This window comes from Stenotrophomonas sp. a6 (assembly GCF_030913325.1).
GTDB lineage: Bacteria > Pseudomonadota > Gammaproteobacteria > Xanthomonadales > Xanthomonadaceae > Stenotrophomonas > Stenotrophomonas maltophilia.
In genome coordinates this window covers 3,167,833-3,188,979 of record NZ_CP133161.1, presented here as the reverse complement: position 1 = coordinate 3,188,979, position 21,147 = coordinate 3,167,833, and the positions used below count along the sequence as shown (strand labels likewise).

Genomic DNA, 21,147 nt, shown 5'->3' with positions numbered 1-21,147 from the left:
GTCACCCACGCGGTGGCCGGTACCTTCCCGGTGCGGGGCCATGCACTTGATGGCCCTGCATTCACGCGGCTTCGGGCAGGCTGTGTGTTGCCGTGATCGCCCGGCTCCGCCAGACTGTCTCCATGACCCGAATACTGCTTGCCCTCGTTCTTGTCCTCGGCCTTGCCGGCTGCGGTTTCCATCTGCGCAACAAGCTGATGCTGCCGACCGACACGGCGCCGGTGAAGGTGGTCTCCACCGCGCCATACAGCGAACTGGTCAAGCTGCTCAATCGCAGCCTGCTGGCTTCCGGTGCCAAGCTGGCCGACGAGGACAGCAAGGGGCCCAGTACCCAGCTCCAGGTGCTGTCCGAACGCTGGGGCGACCTGCCGATCGCCATCGACTCGCAGGGCCGTGCGCAGGAGTACAGCCTGCGCTATGCGGTGATCTTCATCTTCCGTCGCGAGGATGGCAGCGAGCTGGTGCCGCAGCAGGTGATCGAACTGTCGCGCGACTACGTGTCGCCGCCGACCGACGCCACCGGTACCACCACCGAACGCGAAATCCTGGCCGATGAGCTGCGACGGGAAATGTCCGCGTCGATCATCCGCCGCATCGACAGCGTGGTGCGCGCCGAGATCGAGAAGGGCGGCAGCCTGACGGCGCCGAAGGCCAAGCCGATCGAAGGGGCGGAGCCGGCCGAGCCGGTTCCCGCAGCCAAGCACTGAGTCGCGACGATGGAACTGCGTCCGGAGCAGCTGGCCAGCCAGGGCGCTGACACCCCGCTGGCGCCGGTCTACCTGATTGCCGGCCCGGAAACCCTGCGCGTGCTTGAGGCGGCCGACGCCATCCGTGCACGCGCACGCGCCGCCGGCATCGCCGAGCGGGAAGTGTTCGACGCCGATGGGCGTGATTTCGACTGGAACCAGCTCGACGCCAGCTTCAACGCGCCCAGCCTGTTCAGTGCCCGCCGCCTGGTCGAGGTGCGCCTGCCCAGCGGCAAGCCGGGCAAGGACGGGGCCGAGGTGATCAGCCAGTTCTGCGCCAACCCGGCGCCGGACGTGGTGCTGATGATTACCGCCAGCGAATGGAGCAAGGCCCACCAGGGCAAGTGGGCCGAGGCAGTCAATCGCATCGGCGTGCTGTCGGTGGCGTGGGCGATCAAGCCGCACGAACTGCCGGACTGGATCGAGCGCCGCCTGCGTGGCAAGGGCCTGCGTGCCGATCCGGCCGCCGTGCAGCGCCTGGCCGAGCGGGTCGAGGGCAACCTGCTGGCCGCTGCGCAGGAAATCGACAAGCTGGCGTTGCTGGCCGACGGCCAGCCGCTGGACGTGGAACGGATGGAATCGCTGGTGGCCGACGCCGCCCGCTATGACGTTTTCCGGCTGCTGGAAGCCACGTTCTCCGGCCAGCCGCCGGCGGTGCTGCGCATGCTGGCGGGCCTGCGCGGCGAAGGCGAGGCGGTGGCCGCACTGATGCCAATGGTGATCCGCGAGCTGTTGGCTGGTGCCGGCCTGGCCCGGGTACAGGCGCGTGGCGGCAATCTGGCCGCCGAAATGAAATCGCGCGGCATCTGGGAATCGCGGCAAGCGCCCTACAAGCGTGCGCTGCAGCGGCACCCCGAGGGCAAGCGCTGGGAGCGTTTCGTGGCCGAGGCCGGACTGGTCGACCGCATCGCCAAGGGGCGCGCCGACGGTGATGCCTGGCTGGCGCTGGAGCGCCTGCTGGTGGCCGTGGCCGAACCGCGTGCCGTGCGCCTGCTGGCGCGGGCCTGAGTGATGAGCCTGCGGATCTATTACGGGGGCACCTTCGATCCGGTGCACCTCGGGCACCTCGCCATCGCGCGTGCTGCCCGTGACGAACTGCAGGTCGCTGTGCGCATGCTGCCAGCGGCTGATCCGCCGCATCGCGCGGTGCCGGGCGCAACCGCTGACCAGCGCTTCACCATGCTCTCGCTGGCCATCGGCGATGAGCCAGGCCTGCTGCTGGACCATCGTGAACTGGACCGCGCCATACGCTTTCCCGGCCGCCCGTCCTATACCGTCGACACCCTGCGCGAACTGCGCGGCGAGTTGGGCCCCAGCCGGCCATTGGCCTGGCTGGTCGGGGCCGACAGCCTGCTGGGCCTGACCCGCTGGCATGAATGGGAGGCACTGTTCGGGCTGGCCCATTTCGTGGTGGCCGAGCGCCCGGGCAGTCCCCTTCAGGCCTCGGTGGATGGCGAACTTGGCCGCGCCCTGGAAGGGCGCTGGGCCGACAACGAGCAGGCCCTGTTCGCCAGTCCGGCCGGGCGCATCCTGCGCCTGCATCATCCGCTGCGCGAGGAATCGGCCAGTGCCGTGCGTGCGCAGATCGCCGCCGGCGGCCCCTGGCGGGCGTTGCTGCCGCCGGCCGTGGCCGACTATGTGGCCGCCCATGGCCTGTACCGCTCCCCTACGCCGTGAATGCCGCCGCCCCGGCTTGCCCGTATAATCGCCCCCACGTTTATCGAGTCGATCCACTTTGAGCAACCAGACCCAGCCCCAGACCATCAAGGTCGATCTGCCCAGCCCGCCGCCGTCCGTGCCGGAACTGCTGGCCAGCGTCCGCCAAGCCACCGAAGACCTGAAGGCCAAGGACCTGGTCGAGATCGATGTGCGCGGCCGGTCCAGCGTTGCCGACTACATGATCGTCGTTTCGGGCACCTCGACCCGCCACGTCAAGTCGATCGCCGATGAAGTCGTGCGCTTTGCCAAGAATCTCGACGTGATGCCGCTGGGTGTTGAAGGCGAGCGCGAAGCCGAGTGGGTACTGGTCGACCTGGGCGACGTGATCGTGCATGTGATGCTGCCGCGCGTGCGTGAGTTCTATGCCCTGGAGCGCCTGTGGACCGTTGGTGACCAGCCGCCGTCCAGCGACGACGAAGTGGCCTGAGCCGCACGTTGATGCATCCCTTCGACGGCGCCGATGGCGCCGTCGACGTTTTGGAGGACCGTTGATGAAAGCCCGCCTGATTGCTACCGGCGAACGCGCACCCAGCTGGGTGGCGCAGGGCTTCGCCGAGTACCAGAAGCGGCTGTCGCACTGGCTGCCGTTCGAGCTGGTGGAAATCGAGCCCGGCCTGCGCGGCAAGGGCCGCGATGCGCGCCGCGCCACCGAAGACGAAGGCAGGCGCGTGATCGCCGCACTGCCGAAGAATGCCTATGTGGTGGCGCTGGATGTGCCGGGCCGCCAGCTCAGTTCCGAACAGCTGGCGCAGCGGCTGGAGCATTGGCGTGGGCAGGGCAGGGACCTTGCCTTCCTGATCGGTGGCCCGGAAGGGCATTCGCCGGAAGTTTCCGCGCTGGCCGACGAAAAGTGGTCGATTGGACCATTGACGCTGCCGCACATGCTGGTGCGCCTGGTGGTGGCCGAGCAGTTGTACCGGGCCGCCGCAATGATTGCGAATCACCCCTACCATCGCGCGTGAAGAGTGGTTATACTAGTCGTCTGCCCGAATAGCTCAGCCGGTTAGAGCACTTGACTGTTAATCAGGGGGTCGTTGGTTCGAGTCCAACTTCGGGCGCCACCTTGAAGAGACCTGCATCGCAAGATGCAGGTCTTTTTTTGCGTTGTTGTAGAGCCGAGCCCGCGCTCGACTCTACAGTGCCAGCTCACCTCTGGAGAACGCCACCAGCGTAGCGATGGCCACCACCAGAATGGCGCCGAACAACACCCATTCCCAACGCGTGAATACCTGCTCACCGCGTTGCAGCCGGGTCAGTGCGAACACCACCACGCCGGGCACATACAGCAGCACCGACAGCAGCAGGTTGTCGAGGCCTCCTGCATACACCAGCCACAACGCGTAGGCACTGGCCAGCAGCGCCACCGCGAAATCACGCCAGCGCACGCCCGGTTCACCCGCATAGGCGTCCCCGCGCCACGCCAGCTGCACGCCGAACGCGGTGGACAGGAAGTAGGGCACCAGGCTCATCGAGGCCGCCAGCAGCACCAGGCCCGTGTAGCTGCCGGAGTTGACCAGCACCAGCAGCAGGAACAGCTGGATCAAGCCATTGCTCAGCCACAGCGCGTTGGCGGGCACGGCGCGCGCATTCTCGCGTCCCAGGAAGGCCGGCATGGTGCCGTCGCCTGCAGCGGCGTACAGCACTTCGGCACACAGCAGCACCCAGGCCAGCAGCGCGCCGAGTACCGAAATGATCGAGCCGACGATGATCACCGTCGCGCCCCACTCGCCAACGATGGCGCGCAGCACGTAAGCCATCGACGGATTGGGCAACCCCGCCAGTTCGGCCTGCGACAGCACGCCCATCGACAGCAGGCTGACCAGCACCAGCAGCAGCCAGACGCCGAGGAAGCCGATCACCGTGGCGCGGCCGACATCGGCGCGACGGGCCGCACGCCGCGAGTAGATGCTGGCGCCTTCGATGCCGATGAATACCCACACGGTCACCAGCATCATGCCGCGCAGCTGCTGGCCGAGATCGCCGAGTGCGGGCGCGCCAAGGAAATCGGCACGGAACACATCCATGCGGAAGGCACCGGCGGCCAGGATCAGGAACAACGTGATAGGCAGCAGCTTGGCCACCGTCACCAGGCCGTTGACGATGGCGGCGGTGCGCAGGCCGCGCAGCACCAGCAGGTGCACGGTCCAGAGAAGTAGCGACGAAGCGGCCACGGCGGCCGGGGTATTGCCTTCACCGAAGACCGGCATGAAGTGGCCGAGGCCACTGAAGATCAGCACGAAGAAGCTGGCGTTGCCGAGCACCGAGGCAACCCAGTAGCCCCACGCGGCGGAGAAGCCGATGTAGTTGCCGAAGCCTTCGCGCGCGTATGCGTAGATGCCGGTATCGAGATCCGGCCGGCGGTTGGCCAGGGCCTGGAACACGAAGGCCAGCATCAGCATGCCGGCGCCGCTGACCGCCCAGCCGAGCAGCGCCGCCGCCGGACCGGCGCTGCGCGCCACGTTCTGCGGCAATGAAAAGATGCCGGCACCGACCATCGAGCCGACCACCAGTGCGGTCAACGCGGGCAGCCCGAGGCGTTGTGATGTCGCGGCCATGATGTCCCCTGCGGCGCTGATGCCGCTGACCCACGGTAGCGGTGTGCCCGTGAACATGCCTGCAAGGCGCACAACGACGAAGGCCCGGGCAGGTGCCCGGGCCTTCGACGGTGGTGCGTTGAGCGGTATTACTTGAAGGTGTACTTGGCGCCGACAGTGAAGTAACGGCCGATGGCGCCGCTGAAGTGCAGCGGGTTGTAATTGACACCGCCGTAGGTGGACGGATCCAGCGGCGCGATGCGATCGAACACGTTCTGCACCGAGGCGTTCAGCTCGAAGGCTTCAGTGATGTTCCAGCGGCCCGACAGGTCGAAGGTGGTGAACGAGGAGATCTTCTTGACGTCCGTACCGTCTGCATACGCGAAGAGGTAGGAGCCGTTCGGACCACGGAAGTCCTTGTTGTCCATCTTCGAGATGTAGTTGGCAACGCCGCTGACGCTCCACGGACCCTGCCTCCAGGTGGTGCCGAAGTTGATGCGGTCCTTTGGCGTGCCGATGCAGTTGGTCACGTCGCAGTTGCCGTGGGTACCGGCGTAGTCGACAGTCACGTCGGCATCGGTGCGCTCGAACTTGAGCACATGGCTCCACTGCAGGTCCATCTCCAGCTGACCTGGGCCGATATCGAAGGTCTGGCGGATATCGGTATCGATACCCCGGACCCGGGTCGATGCGGCATTGATGTACTGCGTGTTGACCGCCAGGATGCTGCCGGTACCGGGTACGCCATTTAGCAGGTTGTTGTCACGCAACACGTTGCCGGCGGCAATGGCTTCGGAGGTGCTGCCCTGGGCGATTTCGTTGGTGCGCTTGATCTGCCAGGCATCGATGGTCAGCGAAGTCGTGGACGTGGGCTGCAGGACGATACCCACCGAATAGCTCTTGGACTCTTCCGGTTTCAGGTCCTTGTTCGGGCGGGTGATGATGGCGACCGGCAGAGCGCCACAGTCGTCGTCGTTTGCACCTGGTGCCGGATTGCCGCCCGGGCAACGCACGGGGTCGGACGCATTGGAGAATGCTGCCAGACCACCATCGCCGTTCTCGGCGGGGTTCGGTGCACGGAAGCCTTCCGCATAACTGCCGCGCAGTGCGATCCAATCGGCCGGCGTCCACTTGATGCCGATCTTCGGCGTGGCCTTGCCTTCACCGCTCTCGTACTTGTCGTAGCGCACCGCACCGGACAGTTCCAGGGTTTCCAGCACCGGTGCGGACAGCTCGACGTAACCGGCGTACACGTTCTGGGTGCCGTCGTAGGCCGAGTAGCCCAGGCCGATGATCTGGCCCTGGTCGGTGTAGGTCTGCGGGGTCAGGCTGTTGCTGGTCTTGCGCCATTCAGTACCCAGCGCCAGGCCCAGCGGGCCACCCTTCAGGTCCATCAGGCTGCGCGACACGGTGAAGTCGAACATGTCCAGGCTCGACTTCGCACGTGCGCTGATATCCGGCGAAATGAAGTCGTACAAGGCCTGCGAGTTCATACCGGCATTGTCACCGATGCGCCAAACACCACCAGCGCAGTTTGGGTTGGCCAGTGCACAACGTACATTGTCGTAGTTGAGGAAGCCGGTGCGCTTGTTGACCAGGTCGGTGCCGGAGTGCAGATACGCGGTGTCGTAGCTCCAGTCGCCCCAGTTGCCCTTGACGCCGACCAGGAAGCGGGTGAACTCGTTGGTGTTGTTGGTTACACGCGGGCCGACATCCCAGGCCGAATAGCGCAGGCGCGAGGCCTGGCCCGGAATCGGATTATCTGGATGATTCGGTCCCAGCACCGTAGCGCCGTCGCCACTGTTGGCGTTGACCGGGCCACCCGGATAGCCCCAGCCGCCTGAAACGCCAGACGGGGTGTTGCTGAAGGTGGTTTCCTTCTTTGAGTAGCCGATTTCGGTGTAGATCTCACCACCTTCACCAAAGGCGAAGCTGGCACGTCCAAACACGTTGACGTACTTCTCTTCCGGGGTGAGATCGCGATACAGCTGGTTCGGATCCCACAAGCAGCCCTGCGCCTGCGCGGATGCCTCTGTCTGGCCCGGAATCGTGGTAAGACCAGCACAACCGGGCAAAGCGACCAGGAAGGCCGGATTCTCTTCGGTCACATTGCGATCGTCGTACACCGAACCGTTCGGACCAACACCGCCGCGGGTCTTTCCACTGAGGAAAGCGCCGCCGAGGAACTGGGCGTTGTTGCCATAGCCCCACGGGCGGGTATCGCCGGTACCGATCCACTTGCGGTTCTTGCGATCGCTGATCTTGATCGCGTCGGTCTTTGCGACATCCAGGCTGAAGAAGGCATTCCAGCCGTCGGTGGCCAGATCGCCGGTACCGGCGGTCAGGGTCGCCTTCTTCGCGTCGCCATCGCTGTCGCCGGACAGGCCGTAGGAACCGCGAAGGATCGCGCCCTGGAAATCACTGCGCAGGATAATGTTGACCACGCCGGCGATGGCATCGGAGCCATAGATCGCCGAGGCGCCGTCCTTCAGCACTTCCACGCGTTCAACGGCGTCGAGCGGGATGGTGCTCAGGTCGGTGAAGACCTTCTGGCCGTCATCGGCCAGGCCGTAGGTGGCCATGCGACGACCATTCAACAGGACAAGGGTCGAACCCGCGCCCAGGCCGCGCAGCGAGATGCCGGCACCACCGCCGGCAAAGCCGTTGCCGAAGGTCTTCGGGATCGAGCCGGAACCATCGGCGGTCAGGGTCTGCAGGTATTCGGCGACCGTGGTCTTGCCGGTGCGGTCGATTTCCTGGCGGGTCACCACCTGCACCGGGGACGGTGTTTCGGTGTTGGTGCGCGGAATGTTCGAACCGGTAACCGTGATGCGGTCCAGGTTGGTGGCCTTCTCCTGCGCGAAGGCGGAGGTGGAAGCCACGGCGCCAACCAGCAGCAATGTGCCGCCGGTAAGGATGTGGGTGATGGACGATGCCAGGGTGCAGCGGCGGCGGCTGGCGGGCCGTTGGATCAGGTGTTTCACAGCTTCTCTCCTAACTGGAAAACCGTAGCGTTGAGGGCTGTCTCCGGAGTATCCGGGACGGGCCAATCTAGGTTTCCGACGGGTGACGAAGTCGTGAAATTTTGCTTAATCCGTAACGTTTGAACTGGAACTTTGCCGAGTTTGGCAGTTCGGTCTCGAAGGCCGGTCCGACAGGCGGTCGGACCGGCCCGGGTCGTCAGTCCGGCAACGAGAACTGCACCGGCACCAAACCGATGGCCGGTACCGCTATACCATCACGCTGGGCCGGTTCAAAGCGCCACCGCTTGAGCACCTGTTGGCGCGCAGCCTGGTCCAGGTGGCGCGAGCCACTGCTGCGCTCGATGCTGACCGCGACCGGCTGGCCGCTGCTGTCGACCTCCACCCGCAGCAGCACCGTGCCCTGCTCATGGTTGCGCAGTGCGGCGACCGGATAGGCCGGTGGCGGGGCACTGCGGTATTGCAGCTGGGCGCCGGCCAGCGGTGCATGGGTGTCGATGCTCGGCGCGAGTTGCGGCGGGGCCGGTTCGGCGGCCGGCAGCATGATGCCCTGCGTTTCCTCCACGGTCGCGGTTGGGGCCGGCAGTGGCGGTGTCGCCGGCTGTGCCTGCGGTTTCGGCACGACCCGGGCGACTTCCTTCGGTTCCTGCAGCACCGGTGGGGGCGGCGTTGGCGGGATCTTCTCGATCAGCCTGACCGTGGTCTTGTCACGCGGGACCTGCACGGCCTGGTAGGTCGCCGGGATCAGCAGCAACAGGAACGCGAGCAGGTGCAGGGCGATGGCCGCGCTCCAGGCGGCAACGCGGGCGGGGTCGAAGTGCGGGGATGCAACGGGATACGTACGAACCATGGTCCACCTCCATGCCAGTGACGAAGTCCTCAACGCACCAGGGCCCGTGGCGGGGTTGCCGCACGCGGCTGGCAGCCAATCATTAACGCCAGGCCCCAGCCACTGCCTAGAGGCAGGGGCAGGACCGTTGGGCTGGCCTTCAGCCAGCCGCCCCGGCCCATGAAAAAGGCGGGCCCCTGCGGGACCCGCCTCTGTCTACCGGAACGGATGGGATCAGCGACCCAGCTCGAACACCACGTCCAGATTGACCGACACAGTGGATTCGCCCGGGGCGACCGGCGTGGCCTTGTCCATCGCCGCGCCGGCGGCCATGGTCCGCATCATCGGCATCGGGCGGTAACCACCCCCGGCATTCTCGGAGATGCTGACGATGCGGCGCACCTGAAGGCCGAGCGACTTGGCATAGGTCTGGGCGCGGGCCTGGGCCTTCTTCAGCGCGGCCAGGCGCGCTTCGTCATAGACCGGTTCCGGCTGGTCGATCTCGAAGCTGGGGCCGTTGATCTGGTTGGCGCCCTGAGCGGCCAGCGCGTCCAGCACCTTGCCGAGCTTGGCGATGTCACGGACCTTCAGGCTGACCGTGTTGCTGGCCTGGTAGCCGGTGATCTTCGGCGCTTCGTTGTCGGCATAGCGGTACTGCGGGTTGAGGCTGACGCCGCTGGTCTGCACGTCGCGCTCGGCGATGCCGGCGGCCTTGATCGCGGCCAGTACCTTGTCCATCTGCTGGGCGTTCTGGCGCATGGCGCTGTTGCCATCGGCGGCCTGGGTGACCACGCCGGCCGACAGGGTGGCCACGTCCGGTACGCGGGTGGCTTCGGCATTGGCCGAGATGTTCAGCAGCGTGCCTTCGGCCGCGGCGGCGATCGACGGCGACGACGGGGCGGCATGGGCAGTCATCGAGGTTCCAAGGGCGAGGGACAGGGCAAGCAGCAGCGGGGTGGCGGTCAGGCGCATGGAGAACTCCTTGTTGTGCCGTTGAGGGTGGTGTCGTAGCGATGAACGCGCTGTGAGCCCGTTCGGGGTTCAACGCGTTCCGGGACGGGTTGCCGACGATTCAGGTGGCGGCCTCAGGTTATGCTGTGCCGATGCTCTATCTTGCTTCCCGCTCCCCCCGACGCAACCAGTTGCTGGCCCGACTCGGACGCCCCTTCCAGGCCCTGGACCTGGAGGTCGTCGAGCAGCGCGCGCCCGCTGAAAGCGCCGAACAGTATGTGTGCCGGGTCGCCGCCGACAAGGCGCGCGCCGGCCTGGCCCGGATGCTGGCCGATGATCCGCAGGCGCGGGTGCTCGGCTCGGACACCGAGGTGGTGCTGGACGGTGAAGTGTTCGGCAAGCCGGCCGACGCCGCCGGCGCCCGCGCGATGCTGGCGCGCCTGGCCGGGCGCACCCACCAGGTGATGACTGCGGTGGTGGTGGTCGGCGCCGACGGGCTGGACAGCGAACTGGTCATTTCCGAAGTGACCTTCGCCCCGATCGCCGCCGCCGACATCGCCGCCTATGTCGCCACCGGCGAGCCGTTGGACAAGGCCGGGGCCTACGCCATCCAGGGCGGGGCCGAGCGCTGGATCGAACATCTTTCCGGCAGCTACTCCGGCGTCATGGGGCTGCCATTGCTGCATACCGATCGTCTGCTGGCGCGCTGTGGCGTGCTGGCCCCCACTGCCGATGCCGCCAGGGAGGCTGCCGATGTCTGAGGAAATCCTGGTCAATGTGACCCCGCGCGAGACCCGGGTCGCGGTGATCGAGAACGGCATGCTGCAGGAACTGCACATCGAGCGCGGTTGGCGCCGGGGTGTGGTCGGCAACATCTACAAGGGCAAGGTGCAGCGGGTCATGCCCGGCATGCAGGCCGCGTTCGTCGAGGTAGGCCTGGAGCGCGCCGCGTTCCTGCACGCCAACGACGTGGTGCGCCCGGCCCCGGTGGCCAGTGCAGACACCGAGAACACGACCCTGCCGCCGCCGGCCAGCGTGCCCATTGTCGAGCTGCTGCGTGACGGCCAGGACATCGTGGTGCAGGTGGTGAAGGACCCGATCGGCACCAAGGGCGCACGCCTGACCACCCAGATCAGCATTCCGTCGCGCTACATGGTGCTGCTGCCGCAATCCAAGGTGGTGGGGGTGTCCGCGCGCATCGAGGATGAAGCCGAGCGCGCCCGACTGAAGGCCCTGGTGACCGAGCTGTCTGCGCAGCATGGCGGCTACGGCTACATCGTGCGTACCAATGCCGAGGGCCAGCCGGCCGAGGCCATCGCCGAGGACATCGCTTACCTGTCGCGGGTCTGGAACGTGGTCGAGCGCCGCGGCCGCGAAGCGGCCTCGTGCAGCAACATCTATGAAGACCTGAGCCTGCCGCTGCGTTCGGTGCGCGACCTGATCCGCAAGGACGTGGACAAGGTGAAGGTGGACTCGAAGGAAACCTTCGCGCAGCTGCAGGCGTTCGTCGCCAAGTACATGCCGGTGCTGGCCGAGAAGCTGGAACTGTATTCAGGCGATCGCCCGATCTTCGACATGTTCGGGGTGGAGGACGAGATCGGCCGTGCGCTGGACAAGCAGGTGCCGCTGAAATCCGGTGGTTACCTGGTGATCGACCAGACCGAGGCGATGACCACCATCGACGTCAATACCGGTTCGTTCCTCGGCCAGCGCAACCTGGAAGAGACGGTGTTCCGCACCAACCTGGAAGCGGCACAGGCGGTGGCCCGCCAGCTGCGCCTGCGCAACCTGGGCGGCATCATCATCATCGACTTCATCGACATGGACGATGCCGAGCATCGCCGCCAGGTGCTGCGCACCCTGGAAAAGGCGCTGGCCCGCGACCATGCCAAGACCACGGTGTACGACTTCTCGCCGCTGGGGCTGGTGGAGATGACGCGCAAGCGCACGGTGGAAAGCCTGGAGCGCCAGCTGTCGGAAACGTGCCCGCAGTGCAGTGGCCGTGGCAGCATCAAGACCACCGAAACGGTGACCTACGAGATCTTCCGCGAGATCACCCGTGCCGTGCGCCAGTTCGATGCCGCACGCCTGCTGGTGATCGCCTCGACCAAGGTGGTCGCGCGCATCACCGACGAGGAATCCTCGGCGGTGGCCGAGCTGGAGGAATTCCTCGGCAAGAGCATCCGCTTCCAGGCGGACGAGCAGTACCTGCAGGAGCAATTCGATGTCGTTCTGCTCTGATCCTCGCCGGCCGCAGGCCGGCGGTGGCCGATGAGCGCGCCGCCGCGCCTGCGACTGCGAAGGATCCGCCGTCATTTCATTGCCGCCTGCGCGGTAGGCCTGGTCGGGCTGGCACTGCTGGTGGGTACCCTCAGCCAGCTGCTGCCGCTGGCCGAGCGTCACCCCGACAGGATTGCCGCCTGGCTGAGTGAACGTGCCGGCCAGCCGGTGCATTTCGACCAGCTGCAGACGGCCTGGACCCGGCGTGGTCCGCTGCTGCAGCTGAAGGGCCTGCGCATCGGTGCCGGTCAGGGCCTGGCCATCGGCGAGGCCGAAGTGCTGGTGTCGATGTACAGCGGGATGCTGCCTGGTCGCTCGCTGACCGAGCTGCGCCTGCGTGGCCTGGCACTGGACCTGCAGCAGGGCAAGGACGGCCGCTGGTCGGTGCGTGGCCTGCCGAAGTCAGACACGGGCGGTGACCCGCTGGACGCGCTGCGCCGGCTGGGCGAGCTGCAGGTGATCGATGGCCGCTTGGGTGTGCATGCACCGGGACTGGGTATCGATACCACCCTGCCGCGTATCGATCTGCGCCTGCGCGTCAATGGCGACCGCCTGCGTGTGGGCGTGCGTGCCTGGGCGCAGACCGATGCCCTGCCGCTGACCGCAGTGCTGGACGTGGACCGCGCGCGCGGCAACGGGCAGGCCTGGCTGGGTGCCGATCCTGTTGATTTCCACGCCTGGTCGCCGCTGCTGGCAGCTGGTGGCGTGCGCCTGCGCGAAGGCAAGGGTGAGCTGAACCTGTGGCTGACCCTGCGCGACTTCGCGCCGGTGGCGCTGACCACCGATTCGGACCTGCGTGACGTGCGCGTCGACGGTGCACCGATGCCCGACGTGGCAACGCCGCGGTTGCAGCTGCAGCGCTTGCAGGCGCGCCTGCGCTGGCAGCGCCAGGCCGACGGTTGGGCGCTGCAGGTACCGCGCCTTCGTTTGAAGACCGAAGACGGCGAACAACAGCTCGATGGCCTGCAGTTGCAGGTTGGCAGGCAGCTGCGGGTGAGTTCCGGCGAAGTACAGGCCGGTACGGCGCTGCGTGCGCTGGCGCTGAGTGATCGCCTCGAGCCAGGCCTGCGCCATTGGTTGTTCCTGTCCAAACCGCAGCTGGATGTGCGAGAGCTGCAACTGGCCGGCGAACGTGATGGCCCGTTGCGGGCACAGGGCGAGCTGCAGTCGCTGGGCTTTGCCAGCGTTGGCAATTCTCCGGGTCTGCGCGGCCTGGGGGGACATTTCGAGGGCGACGCCGATGGCTTCAGCCTGCAGCTGCAACCGCAACGGCAGCTGCAGTTCGACTGGCCCACCGGCTTCGGCGTGCGGCATGACCTGCACCTGGCGGGCCAGATCGTGGGCTGGCGTGACGAGGCCGGTGGCTGGCGTATCGGCACTGCGGCGATGCGCGTGGAAGGCACCGACTACGCGGCCGATGTGCGCGGTGGTGTCTGGTTCCAGGGCGACGGCACGCGGCCCTGGCTGCAGTTGGCGGCCAAGCTGGACGATGTGCCGATGACGGCGGCCAAGCGCTTCTGGATCCACTCCAAGATGAGCAAGGGCGCCACCGACTGGCTGGACATGGCGCTGGCCGGCGGCCAGGTGCGCAATGGCATCGGCCTGGTCAGCGGTGACCTGGACGACTGGCCGTTCGACAACAACGATGGCCGCTTCGAGGCCACCGGCCATATCGCCAACGGCGACATCCGCTTCCAGCACGACTGGCCGCTGATGCGCCAGGTCGACGCCGATATCGCCTTCATCGGCCCCGGCTTCGACATGCATGGGCGCGGGGACCTGGCCGGTGTAGCGGTGCAGAAATTCGAGGCGGGCATCCAGGACTTCGGGCAGCAGCCGCTGTACGTGCGTGCCGATGCGCAGAGCGAGGCCGGCAGACTGCTGGCAATGCTGCGGCAGAGCCCATTGCACAAGGACTATGGCGACACCCTGGACAACCTCACGGCTGCGGGCCCGGCGCATGTGACCTTCGACCTGCTGCAGCCGCTGCACCACGATGAAGGCGGCGGTCACCTGCAGGGCACGGTCGACCTCAATGGTGTGAAGCTGGTGGACAAGCGCTTCCAGCTGGCCTTCGACAACATGCATGGGCAGGCGCGCTACAGCAATGGTGGCTTCGGTGCCGAGGAACTGGCGGTGCGCCACCTCGGTCAGGACGGCCGCTTGAGCCTGCGTGCCGGCGGCTACGTGCACGACAGCAGGCTGGCGTTCGAGTCCCAGCTGACGGCCAACCTCGACGCCGGTGTGCTGATTGACCGCGCCCCGGAAATGGCGTGGCTCAAGCCCTATATCGCGGGTAACTCGCCCTGGACCATCGCGGTCAACCTGCCCAAAGTCGCACCGGGAGCGCCCGCACCGCCCAGCGAACTGCGCCTGAGTTCGGATCTGGTGGGAACCCGCCTGGACTTGCCGGCACCGCTGGACAAGCCGGCCACCGAGCCGCTGGCGACCACGGTGGCCGCGCAGCTGCCGATGGGCGCTGGTCGCATCGATGTGGCCTTTGGCCAGCGTCTGGCCCTGGCCGCGCGCAGCCACAACAACCGCACCGGTGTGCAGGTCACCCTGGGCAGCGACCATGCCGATCGCGAGCCGCCGCCCAGCGGACTGTCCGTCAATGGCCGCAGCCCGACTCTGGATGCGCTGGAGTGGATCAGTCTGGCCCGTGGTGGCAACGACGATGACGGCATGCCGCTGCGTGCAGTGGACGTGCAGGTCGGCAAGCTGATGCTGATCGGCGGCGTCTTCGAGCAGACCCGGTTGCAGCTGCAGCCGGGACCGCAGGCGCTGGACGTGCGCCTGGATGGACCTTCGCTGGCCGGTCGCCTGACCGTACCCAACGCCGAAGGAGGCACCATCAGTGGCCGACTCGACCGTGTGCACTGGCAGTCGCTGCCGCCGGCGCCGGGCGCGGCCGCGCCAGCCCGGGTGCAGGCCGGCGCCAACGACATGGACCCGGCCAAGCTGCCGCCGTTCGCGCTGGACATTGCCGACCTGAAGTTCGGCAAGGTGGTGCTGGGCCAGGCGGTGCTGCGTACGCGGCCGCTGGCCAATGGCCTGAACGTGGACGAGCTGCGCTTCCGCGCGCCCGATCAGGAGATCGACATCAGCGGTCGCTGGCTGGGTCGCACCGGTGGTGCCCGCACCGAGCTGACCGCGCAGGTGCGCAGCGAGGACCTGGGCGCCCTGATGCAGAACCTCGACTACGGCGGCCAGCTGCGTGGCGGCTCTGGCCAGGCGCAGCTGCAGGCCTCCTGGAGCGGGGGGCCGTCGGACTTCCAGCTGGCCAATCTGCAGGGCAGCCTTGATCTGCACGCGCGTAATGGCCAGCTGCTGGAGCTGGAGCCGGGCGCTGGCCGTGTGCTGGGCCTGCTCAGCGTGACCCAGCTGCCGCGGCGCCTGATGTTCGACTTCCGCGACTTCTTCTCCAAGGGCTTCGCGTTCAACCAGGTCGACGGCAGCGTGCAGTTCGGGCAGGGCATGGCCCGCACCGACAAGGTACTGATCGAGGGCCCGGCGGCGAACATCACCATCCGCGGCCAGGCCGACCTGCGCAACCAGCGGTTCGACCAGACCATCGATGTCAACCCGCGCGCCGGCAACCTGCTGACGGTGGTCGGCGCGGTGGCCGGTGGCCCGGTGGGCGCGGCGCTCGGCGCGGCCACCAATGCGGTACTGTCCAAACCGCTCGGCGAGATCGGCGCCCGCACCTACAAGGTGACCGGTCCATGGAAGGAGCCGAAGGTGGAAGTGATCGAACGCAGCCGCGACAAGACCCCGCCAGCGCCCGCGCCGCGCCCGGCCCCGGCCGTTCCGCCGCCCGTTACCGACCTGCCACGCTCACGCTGAGCGTGGACCTCCTGTTCACGGGGCTTGCCTGAGCGCCCCAGCACCCCCAGATCGAGAACCATGACTGATATCGCCCTGACGCTTGCCCAAGATCGCCTGCTGCGCCCCGGCGGGCTGGATACCGCTGGCCTGGAGCGCACCTTCGGCCAGCTGCTCGGCCCCGGTGTGGACTTCGGCGACCTCTATTTCCAGCACGCCCGCCGCGAGAGCTGGAGCGTGGAAGACGGCATCGTCAAGGACGGCGCCCATTCCATCGAGCAAGGCGTGGGCGTACGGGCGATGTCCGGCGAGAAGACCGGATTCGCCTACTCCGACGACATCCATGCCGACGCGCTGCTGGCCGCGGCGCAGTCGGCGCGTGCGATTTCGCGCGAGGGTGGCGCGCAGTCCGGGCGCTCGCTGCTGCGCGGTAATTCACGCGCGCTGTATCCGGCGCTGGATCCCATCGATGGCGTCGGCAACGAGGCAAAGGTCGAGGTGCTGAAGCGCCTGGACGGCTACCTGCGTGCCGCCGACCCGCGCGTGAAGCAGGTGATGGTGAGCCTGTCCGGCGGCGTGGACACGGTGCTCATCGCGCGCAGCGACGGCGTGCTGGGCGCTGACGTGCGCCCGCTGGTGCGCCTGAACGTGCAGGTGATCGTCGAACACAACGGCCGCCGCGAGTCCGGCTATGCCGGTGGCGGTGGCCGCTATGGCTACGGGGAACTGTTCGCTGATGGCCGCCCGGAAGCGTTTGCGCGCGAGGCCCTGCGCCAGGCGCTGGTGAACCTGGACGCCGTGCCGGCGCCGGCCGGCGTGATGCCGGTGGTACTGGGACCTGGCTGGCCCGGCGTGCTGCTGCATGAAGCGGTCGGCCACGGCCTGGAAGGCGACTTCAACCGCAAAGGCACCAGCGTGTACGCCGGCCGCATCGGCGAACGCGTGGCGGCACCGGGCGTGACCATCGTCGACGATGGAACCCTGGACGGGCGTCGCGGTTCGCTCAACATCGACGACGAAGGCCACCCGAGCCAGTGCACCACGCTGATCGAGGACGGCATCCTGGTCGGCTACATGCAGGACAGCCTCAACGCACGCCTGATGGGCATGGCACCGACCGGCAACGGGCGTCGCGAATCGTTCGCGCACCTGACCATGCCGCGCATGACCAATACCTACATGCGCGCCGGCCAGCACGACCCGCAGGAAATGATCCGCTCGGTGAAGAAGGGCCTGTATGCAGTGAACTTCGGCGGCGGCCAGGTCGACATCACCAGCGGCAAGTACGTGTTCTCGGCCACCGAGGCCTACCTGATAGAGGATGGCCGCATCACCGCGCCGGTGAAGGGGGCGACCCTGATCGGCAACGGTCCGGAAACCATGCAGAAGGTGCGGATGGTCGGCAACGACCTGGCCCTGGACGAGGGCGTGGGTATCTGTGGCAAGGACGGGCAGAGCGTGCCGGTGGGTGTCGGCCAGCCGTCGCTGTTGATCGAGGGCATCACCGTCGGCGGTACCCAGGCCTGAGCCGGGCGATGGCCAGCGCCACCGCCCCGGCCGGCGTGGACTCAGTCCTCGTCGGCTTCGTCGCTCTCGACGGGGTCGGCGTCTTCGGCGCTGGCCTTCAGGCCCAGCGCGGCCGGCAGCATCAGGGCACGCAGCACCTGGAAGATCTCGCGGTAGGCGCGCGGCGGCTTGTTCTTGGCCTTCTCGGCCTGCGCATTGCGCACCAGCGTGCGCAGCTGCTGGCGGTCGGCCTGCGGGTAGTCGTCCAGCAGTGCAGCCAGCGCCTTGTCACCCTCGGCCAGCAGACGCTCGCGCCAGTCTTCCACGCGGTGCATCATCGCCACTTCGCGGCGGCCGGTTTCGCTGTTGGCATCCAGCGCATCGCGGATCGCATCCAGCGTGGCTTCTTCTTCGCGGCGCATGTGCTTGGCCAGGAACGCCAGCTGGCGCTTGTGGGCGATGTGCGCGGTGATGCGCTTGCACTCGGCGATGTGCGGCAGCAGGTCTTCCGGGATCGGCAGGCGCGCCAGCTGGGCCGGTGTCAGCGACACCAGTTTTTCGCCCAGGGCCAGGACGTCGAGCGCGTCGCGCCGGTTCTGGCTGCGGCTCTTGTCGTGGAATTCACCGGTTTCTTCGTCGCGTCCGCGCATCGTCCATACCTGATTTCAAAAAAAGTCGCCCGGCGTGATGCCGGGCCCAACCCGTACAGGATAAAGCATTGAACGTGATCGCCCCTGAAGCCGCCGTCGGCGACGACAGCCCGGCCCGGCTGGAACGGCTGGCCGACCTCTCCCAGCAGCTGCTCGACCGCGCCCGCGCGCTGGGCGCCAGCCAGGCTGAAGTCAGCTGCAGCGAAGACCGTGGACTGGAGGTGAATGTCCGCCTCGGCGAGGTCGAAACCGTGCAGTCCACCCGCGACCGCGGCATCGCCGTCACTGTGTATTTCGGCCAACGCAAGGGCAGCGCCAGCACCGGCGACCTGAACGAGGCCAGCCTGGCGGCCACGGTCGAGCAGGCCTGTGCCATCGCCCGGCATACCGAAGATGACGCGGCCGCCGGCCTGGCCGAAGCGGCCCTGATGGCCACCCACTTCCCGGACCTGGACGGCTGGCACCCGTGGGCGCTGCAGGCCGACGAGGCGGTGGACCTGGCCCTGGCTTGCGAAGCCGCAGGCCGTGAGGCCGATGCGCAGATCCGCAATTCCGACGGCGCCTCGGTGTCGAGCATGCAGAGCCTGTCGGTCTATGCCAATTCGCATGGTTTCATCGGCCGTGAGCGCGGCACCCACCATTCGGTCGGTTGTGCGCTGATCGCCGGGCAGGGCGATGGCATGCAGCGTGACGGCTGGTACACCAGTGCGCTGGCTCGCGAGGACCTGGAGGACGTCGGCCTGGTCGGACGTCGTGCCGCCGAGCGCACTGTCGCCCGCCTGCAGCCACGATCGCTGGCCACCGGCAGCATGCCGGTGCTGTTCGCCCCGGAAGTGGCGCGCAGCCTGGTCGGGCACCTGCTGTCGGCGGTGTCCGGCGGTGCTCTGTATCGCCAGGCCAGCTTCCTGCTGGACAGCGTTGGCCAACGCCTGTTCCCGGAATGGATGCAGATCGAGGAGCTGCCGCACCTGCGCCGTGGCCTGCGCTCGGCCGCCTTCGATGGCGACGGCGTGGCCACCCGGGCCTCGGCTCTGGTCCGCGACGGCGTGCTGCAGCGCTATGTGCTGGGCAGCTACTCGGCACGCAAGCTGGGCCTTCAGACCACCGCCAACGCCGGTGGCGTGCACAACCTGCAGTTGGCGGCCAATGCCGGCCCGCTGCAGGACATCGCGCGGCAGATGGGCGATGGCCTGCTGGTGACCGAGCTGATGGGGCAGGGCGTGAACGGCGTGACCGGCGACTATTCGCGTGGCGCGGGTGGCTTCCGGGTCGAGAACGGCGAGATCCAGTACCCGGTGGACGGCATCACCATCGCCGGCAACCTGCGCGAGATGTTCAGCAGCATCGAGGCGGTCGGCAGCGACGTCGATCCCCGCTCGCACATCCGGACCGGTTCGATCCTGTTGGGGCGGATGACCATCGCAGGTAATGATTGATGCCGTCGATGGCGTAAGCTATGCCCGCCTGACGCAATCAGCTGGGTGCTGGTTGGTCAAGACCACCCAATGAAAAGGAGTTTTGTCGTGAGTGAATTCGATAACGTCCCGCCGCCGCCACCGGCCACCGCCGACGTTCCGGCCGACCAGCGCACCATGGCCCTGGCCGCGCACCTGCTGGGCATCTTCACCGGCTTCATCGGCGCGCTGATCATCTGGCTGATCAACAAGGACGATGCTGGCAAGGCCTTCGTGACCGACCAGGCCAAGGAAGCCCTGAACTTCCAGATCACCGTGACCATCGCCATGGTCATCAGCATGATCCTCACCATCGTGATCATCGGCGTGTTCCTGGCCCCGATCGTCGGCATCATCAGCCTGGTGTTCAGCATCATCGCTGCGGTCAAGGCCAACAACGGCGAAGCCTATCGCTACCCGTTCGCGCTGCGCCTGATCAAGTAGGATCGTCCGCACGCGGAACTGAAAACGCCCGGCACTGCCGGGCGTTTTCGTGTGCGGGGAATGCCGGGCCGCGTGCAGCGATCAGTGATCGCGTTCCACCGCCAGCGTCGCCAGCGCGCGCAGCGCGTCGGCTTCCTCGCCATACCCGGCCAGGATCGACTGCATGCGCGCTGCGAGCTCGTGCAGCTGGGCCTTTGCGCCGTCCATGCCAAGCAGGGCGGGGAAGGTGCTCTTGTCCTGCGCCTGGTCCTTGCCGGCAGTCTTGCCCAGCTGTTCGGAACTGGCTTCGACATCGAGGATGTCATCGCGGACCTGGAAGGCCAGGCCGAGTGCATCGGCGAAACTGTCGAGCTGGGCCAGCTGCGGTTCGTGGGCCTGGCCGCACAGCGCGCCCATGCGCACTGCCGCGCGGATCAGCGCGCCGGTCTTCAGCGCGTGCATGCGGGTCAGCGCCGCCAGCGTCTGCTGCTGGCCGGTGGCATCGATGTCCAGCGCCTGGCCGCCACACATGCCAGACGCGCCGGAGGCGTGGGCCAGAGTCTGCAGGCAGGCCACGCGCAACGTGGCCGGCAGCGGCGCATCGGCCAGCAGGCCGAAGGCACGGGTCTGCAGGGCGTCGCCAGCAAGGATCGCGGTGGCTTCGTCGAAGGCGACGTGGGTGGTGGGCTTGCCGCGACGCAGGGCGTCGTCATCCATCGCCGGAAGGTCGTCATGCACCAGCGAATAGGCATGGATCAGCTCGACGGACATGGCCGCCGCATCCAGGCTTTCCGGCTGCGCACCGAACAGGTGACCACTGGCGTAGACCAGCAGGGGCCGCATGCGCTTGCCGCCACCAAGCACCGAATAGCGCATGGCCTGATGCAGGCGCTGCGGCGCCTCGGCAGGCGAGGGCAGGGCGGCATCGAGCTGGCTTTCGATACGGTCGCGCCAGCGCGCGAACAGAACCTCAGCCGTCATGGCTGGGCGGGTCGAAGGGCTCGGAGGCTTCCGGCTGCGCCGGATCACTGAGCAGGCGCACGCGCAGTTCGGCCTGCTCCAGCGCCTGCTGGCACTGGCGGTACAGACCGACACCACGCTCGTAAGCACTGAGCGAAGCTTCCAGGCTCAGCTCGCCGGTTTCCATCTGCTCCACCAGCTGCTCCAGCGATTCGAGCGACTGCTCGAATTGGGCGACGGGGGAGGCGTTTTCGGGGGACTTCTTGGCCATGCGGCAAGTGTGGACGGG

At 67.3% G+C, this 21,147-nt stretch carries 18 protein-coding genes and 1 tRNA gene; 12 read left to right on the top strand and 7 right to left on the bottom strand.

Going from position 1 to position 21,147, the window contains the following annotated elements; translation table 11 throughout:
• Positions 1–122: 122 nt before the first annotated feature.
• From lptE to Q9Q79_RS14735, 6 genes are all read left to right on the top strand, one after another.
• Complete coding sequence (gene lptE, locus Q9Q79_RS14760; RefSeq protein WP_005410539.1) at positions 123–707, top strand: LPS assembly lipoprotein LptE; 585 nt, start codon at positions 123–125, stop codon at positions 705–707.
• Positions 708–716: 9 nt separating this feature from the next.
• A complete protein-coding gene (holA, locus tag Q9Q79_RS14755; protein WP_012480930.1) occupies positions 717–1,754 on the top strand; it encodes a DNA polymerase III subunit delta in 1,038 nt (345 codons plus the stop codon).
• A complete protein-coding gene (gene nadD / locus Q9Q79_RS14750) occupies positions 1,755–2,423 on the top strand; it encodes a nicotinate-nucleotide adenylyltransferase (RefSeq protein ID WP_005410537.1) in 669 nt (222 codons plus the stop codon).
• Between the two features lie 58 nt (positions 2,424–2,481).
• Positions 2,482–2,892 carry a ribosome silencing factor gene (gene rsfS / locus Q9Q79_RS14745; RefSeq protein WP_005410536.1) on the top strand — a complete coding sequence of 137 codons (411 nt, stop codon included), beginning with the start codon at positions 2,482–2,484 and terminating at the stop codon, positions 2,890–2,892.
• 64 nt (positions 2,893–2,956) lie between these two features.
• On the top strand, positions 2,957–3,427 hold the full coding sequence (rlmH, locus tag Q9Q79_RS14740; protein WP_005410535.1) for a 23S rRNA (pseudouridine(1915)-N(3))-methyltransferase RlmH: 471 nt from the start codon (positions 2,957–2,959) through the stop codon (positions 3,425–3,427).
• 22 nt (positions 3,428–3,449) lie between these two features.
• Positions 3,450–3,526: transfer RNA gene (locus tag Q9Q79_RS14735), tRNA-Asn, on the top strand.
• A 72-nt stretch (positions 3,527–3,598) separates the two neighbouring features.
• On the opposite strand, the gene Q9Q79_RS14730 is transcribed toward Q9Q79_RS14735, so the two are convergent.
• The 4 genes from Q9Q79_RS14730 to Q9Q79_RS14715 form a co-directional block, all read right to left on the bottom strand.
• The gene (locus Q9Q79_RS14730) at positions 3,599–5,020 is read right to left on the bottom strand and encodes a basic amino acid/polyamine antiporter (protein WP_005410534.1); all 1,422 of its coding nucleotides are present in this window, start codon (positions 5,018–5,020) and stop codon (positions 3,599–3,601) included.
• A gap of 128 nt (positions 5,021–5,148) precedes the next feature.
• Complete coding sequence (locus tag Q9Q79_RS14725; protein WP_043034741.1) at positions 5,149–7,983, bottom strand: TonB-dependent receptor; 2,835 nt, start codon at positions 7,981–7,983, stop codon at positions 5,149–5,151.
• Between the two features lie 196 nt (positions 7,984–8,179).
• Positions 8,180–8,830: an energy transducer TonB gene (locus tag Q9Q79_RS14720; protein ID WP_012480926.1), complete on the bottom strand. Its 651-nt coding sequence runs from the start codon at positions 8,828–8,830 to the stop codon at positions 8,180–8,182.
• A 213-nt stretch (positions 8,831–9,043) separates the two neighbouring features.
• Positions 9,044–9,781 (bottom strand): SIMPL domain-containing protein, encoded by a 738-nt coding sequence (locus Q9Q79_RS14715; RefSeq protein WP_005410531.1) that lies wholly within the window; start codon positions 9,779–9,781, stop codon positions 9,044–9,046.
• Between the two features lie 131 nt (positions 9,782–9,912).
• Here Q9Q79_RS14715 and Q9Q79_RS14710 point away from each other — a divergent pair, with 131 nt between their 5' ends.
• Genes Q9Q79_RS14710 through tldD form a run of 4 tightly spaced genes read left to right on the top strand, consistent with a single transcriptional unit; the run spans position 9,913 to position 17,392 of the window.
• Positions 9,913–10,521, top strand: a complete 609-nt coding sequence (locus Q9Q79_RS14710; RefSeq protein ID WP_065183444.1) for a Maf family nucleotide pyrophosphatase — start codon at positions 9,913–9,915, stop codon at positions 10,519–10,521.
• A complete protein-coding gene (gene rng, locus Q9Q79_RS14705) occupies positions 10,514–12,001 on the top strand; it encodes a ribonuclease G (RefSeq protein ID WP_005410529.1) in 1,488 nt (495 codons plus the stop codon). Before Q9Q79_RS14710 ends, rng begins: the two co-directional genes overlap by 8 nt.
• A 30-nt stretch (positions 12,002–12,031) precedes the next feature.
• On the top strand, positions 12,032–15,886 hold the full coding sequence (locus Q9Q79_RS14700; protein WP_180872604.1) for a YhdP family protein: 3,855 nt from the start codon (positions 12,032–12,034) through the stop codon (positions 15,884–15,886).
• Positions 15,887–15,946: 60 nt separating this feature from the next.
• Positions 15,947–17,392, top strand: a complete 1,446-nt coding sequence (gene tldD, locus Q9Q79_RS14695) for a metalloprotease TldD (RefSeq protein WP_012480923.1) — start codon at positions 15,947–15,949, stop codon at positions 17,390–17,392.
• A 41-nt stretch (positions 17,393–17,433) separates the two neighbouring features.
• Here tldD and yjgA read toward each other — a convergent pair whose 3' ends face one another.
• Entirely contained in the window at positions 17,434–18,021 is a 588-nt protein-coding gene (yjgA, locus tag Q9Q79_RS14690; RefSeq protein WP_012480922.1) for a ribosome biogenesis factor YjgA, read from the bottom strand.
• A 68-nt stretch (positions 18,022–18,089) separates the two neighbouring features.
• Between yjgA and pmbA the strand changes: the two genes are divergently transcribed.
• Entirely contained in the window at positions 18,090–19,457 is a 1,368-nt protein-coding gene (pmbA, locus tag Q9Q79_RS14685) for a metalloprotease PmbA (RefSeq protein ID WP_005414120.1), read from the top strand.
• Positions 19,458–19,544: 87 nt separating this feature from the next.
• Complete coding sequence (locus tag Q9Q79_RS14680; RefSeq protein ID WP_005410524.1) at positions 19,545–19,919, top strand: DUF4870 domain-containing protein; 375 nt, start codon at positions 19,545–19,547, stop codon at positions 19,917–19,919.
• Positions 19,920–20,000: 81 nt separating this feature from the next.
• Here Q9Q79_RS14680 and Q9Q79_RS14675 read toward each other — a convergent pair whose 3' ends face one another.
• Positions 20,001–20,879 (bottom strand): farnesyl diphosphate synthase, encoded by an 879-nt coding sequence (locus tag Q9Q79_RS14675; RefSeq protein WP_033835318.1) that lies wholly within the window; start codon positions 20,877–20,879, stop codon positions 20,001–20,003.
• Positions 20,869–21,129 carry an exodeoxyribonuclease VII small subunit gene (locus Q9Q79_RS14670; RefSeq protein WP_005410522.1) on the bottom strand — a complete coding sequence of 87 codons (261 nt, stop codon included), beginning with the start codon at positions 21,127–21,129 and terminating at the stop codon, positions 20,869–20,871. Before Q9Q79_RS14670 ends, Q9Q79_RS14675 begins: the two co-directional genes overlap by 11 nt.
• Positions 21,130–21,147 lie beyond the last annotated feature (18 nt).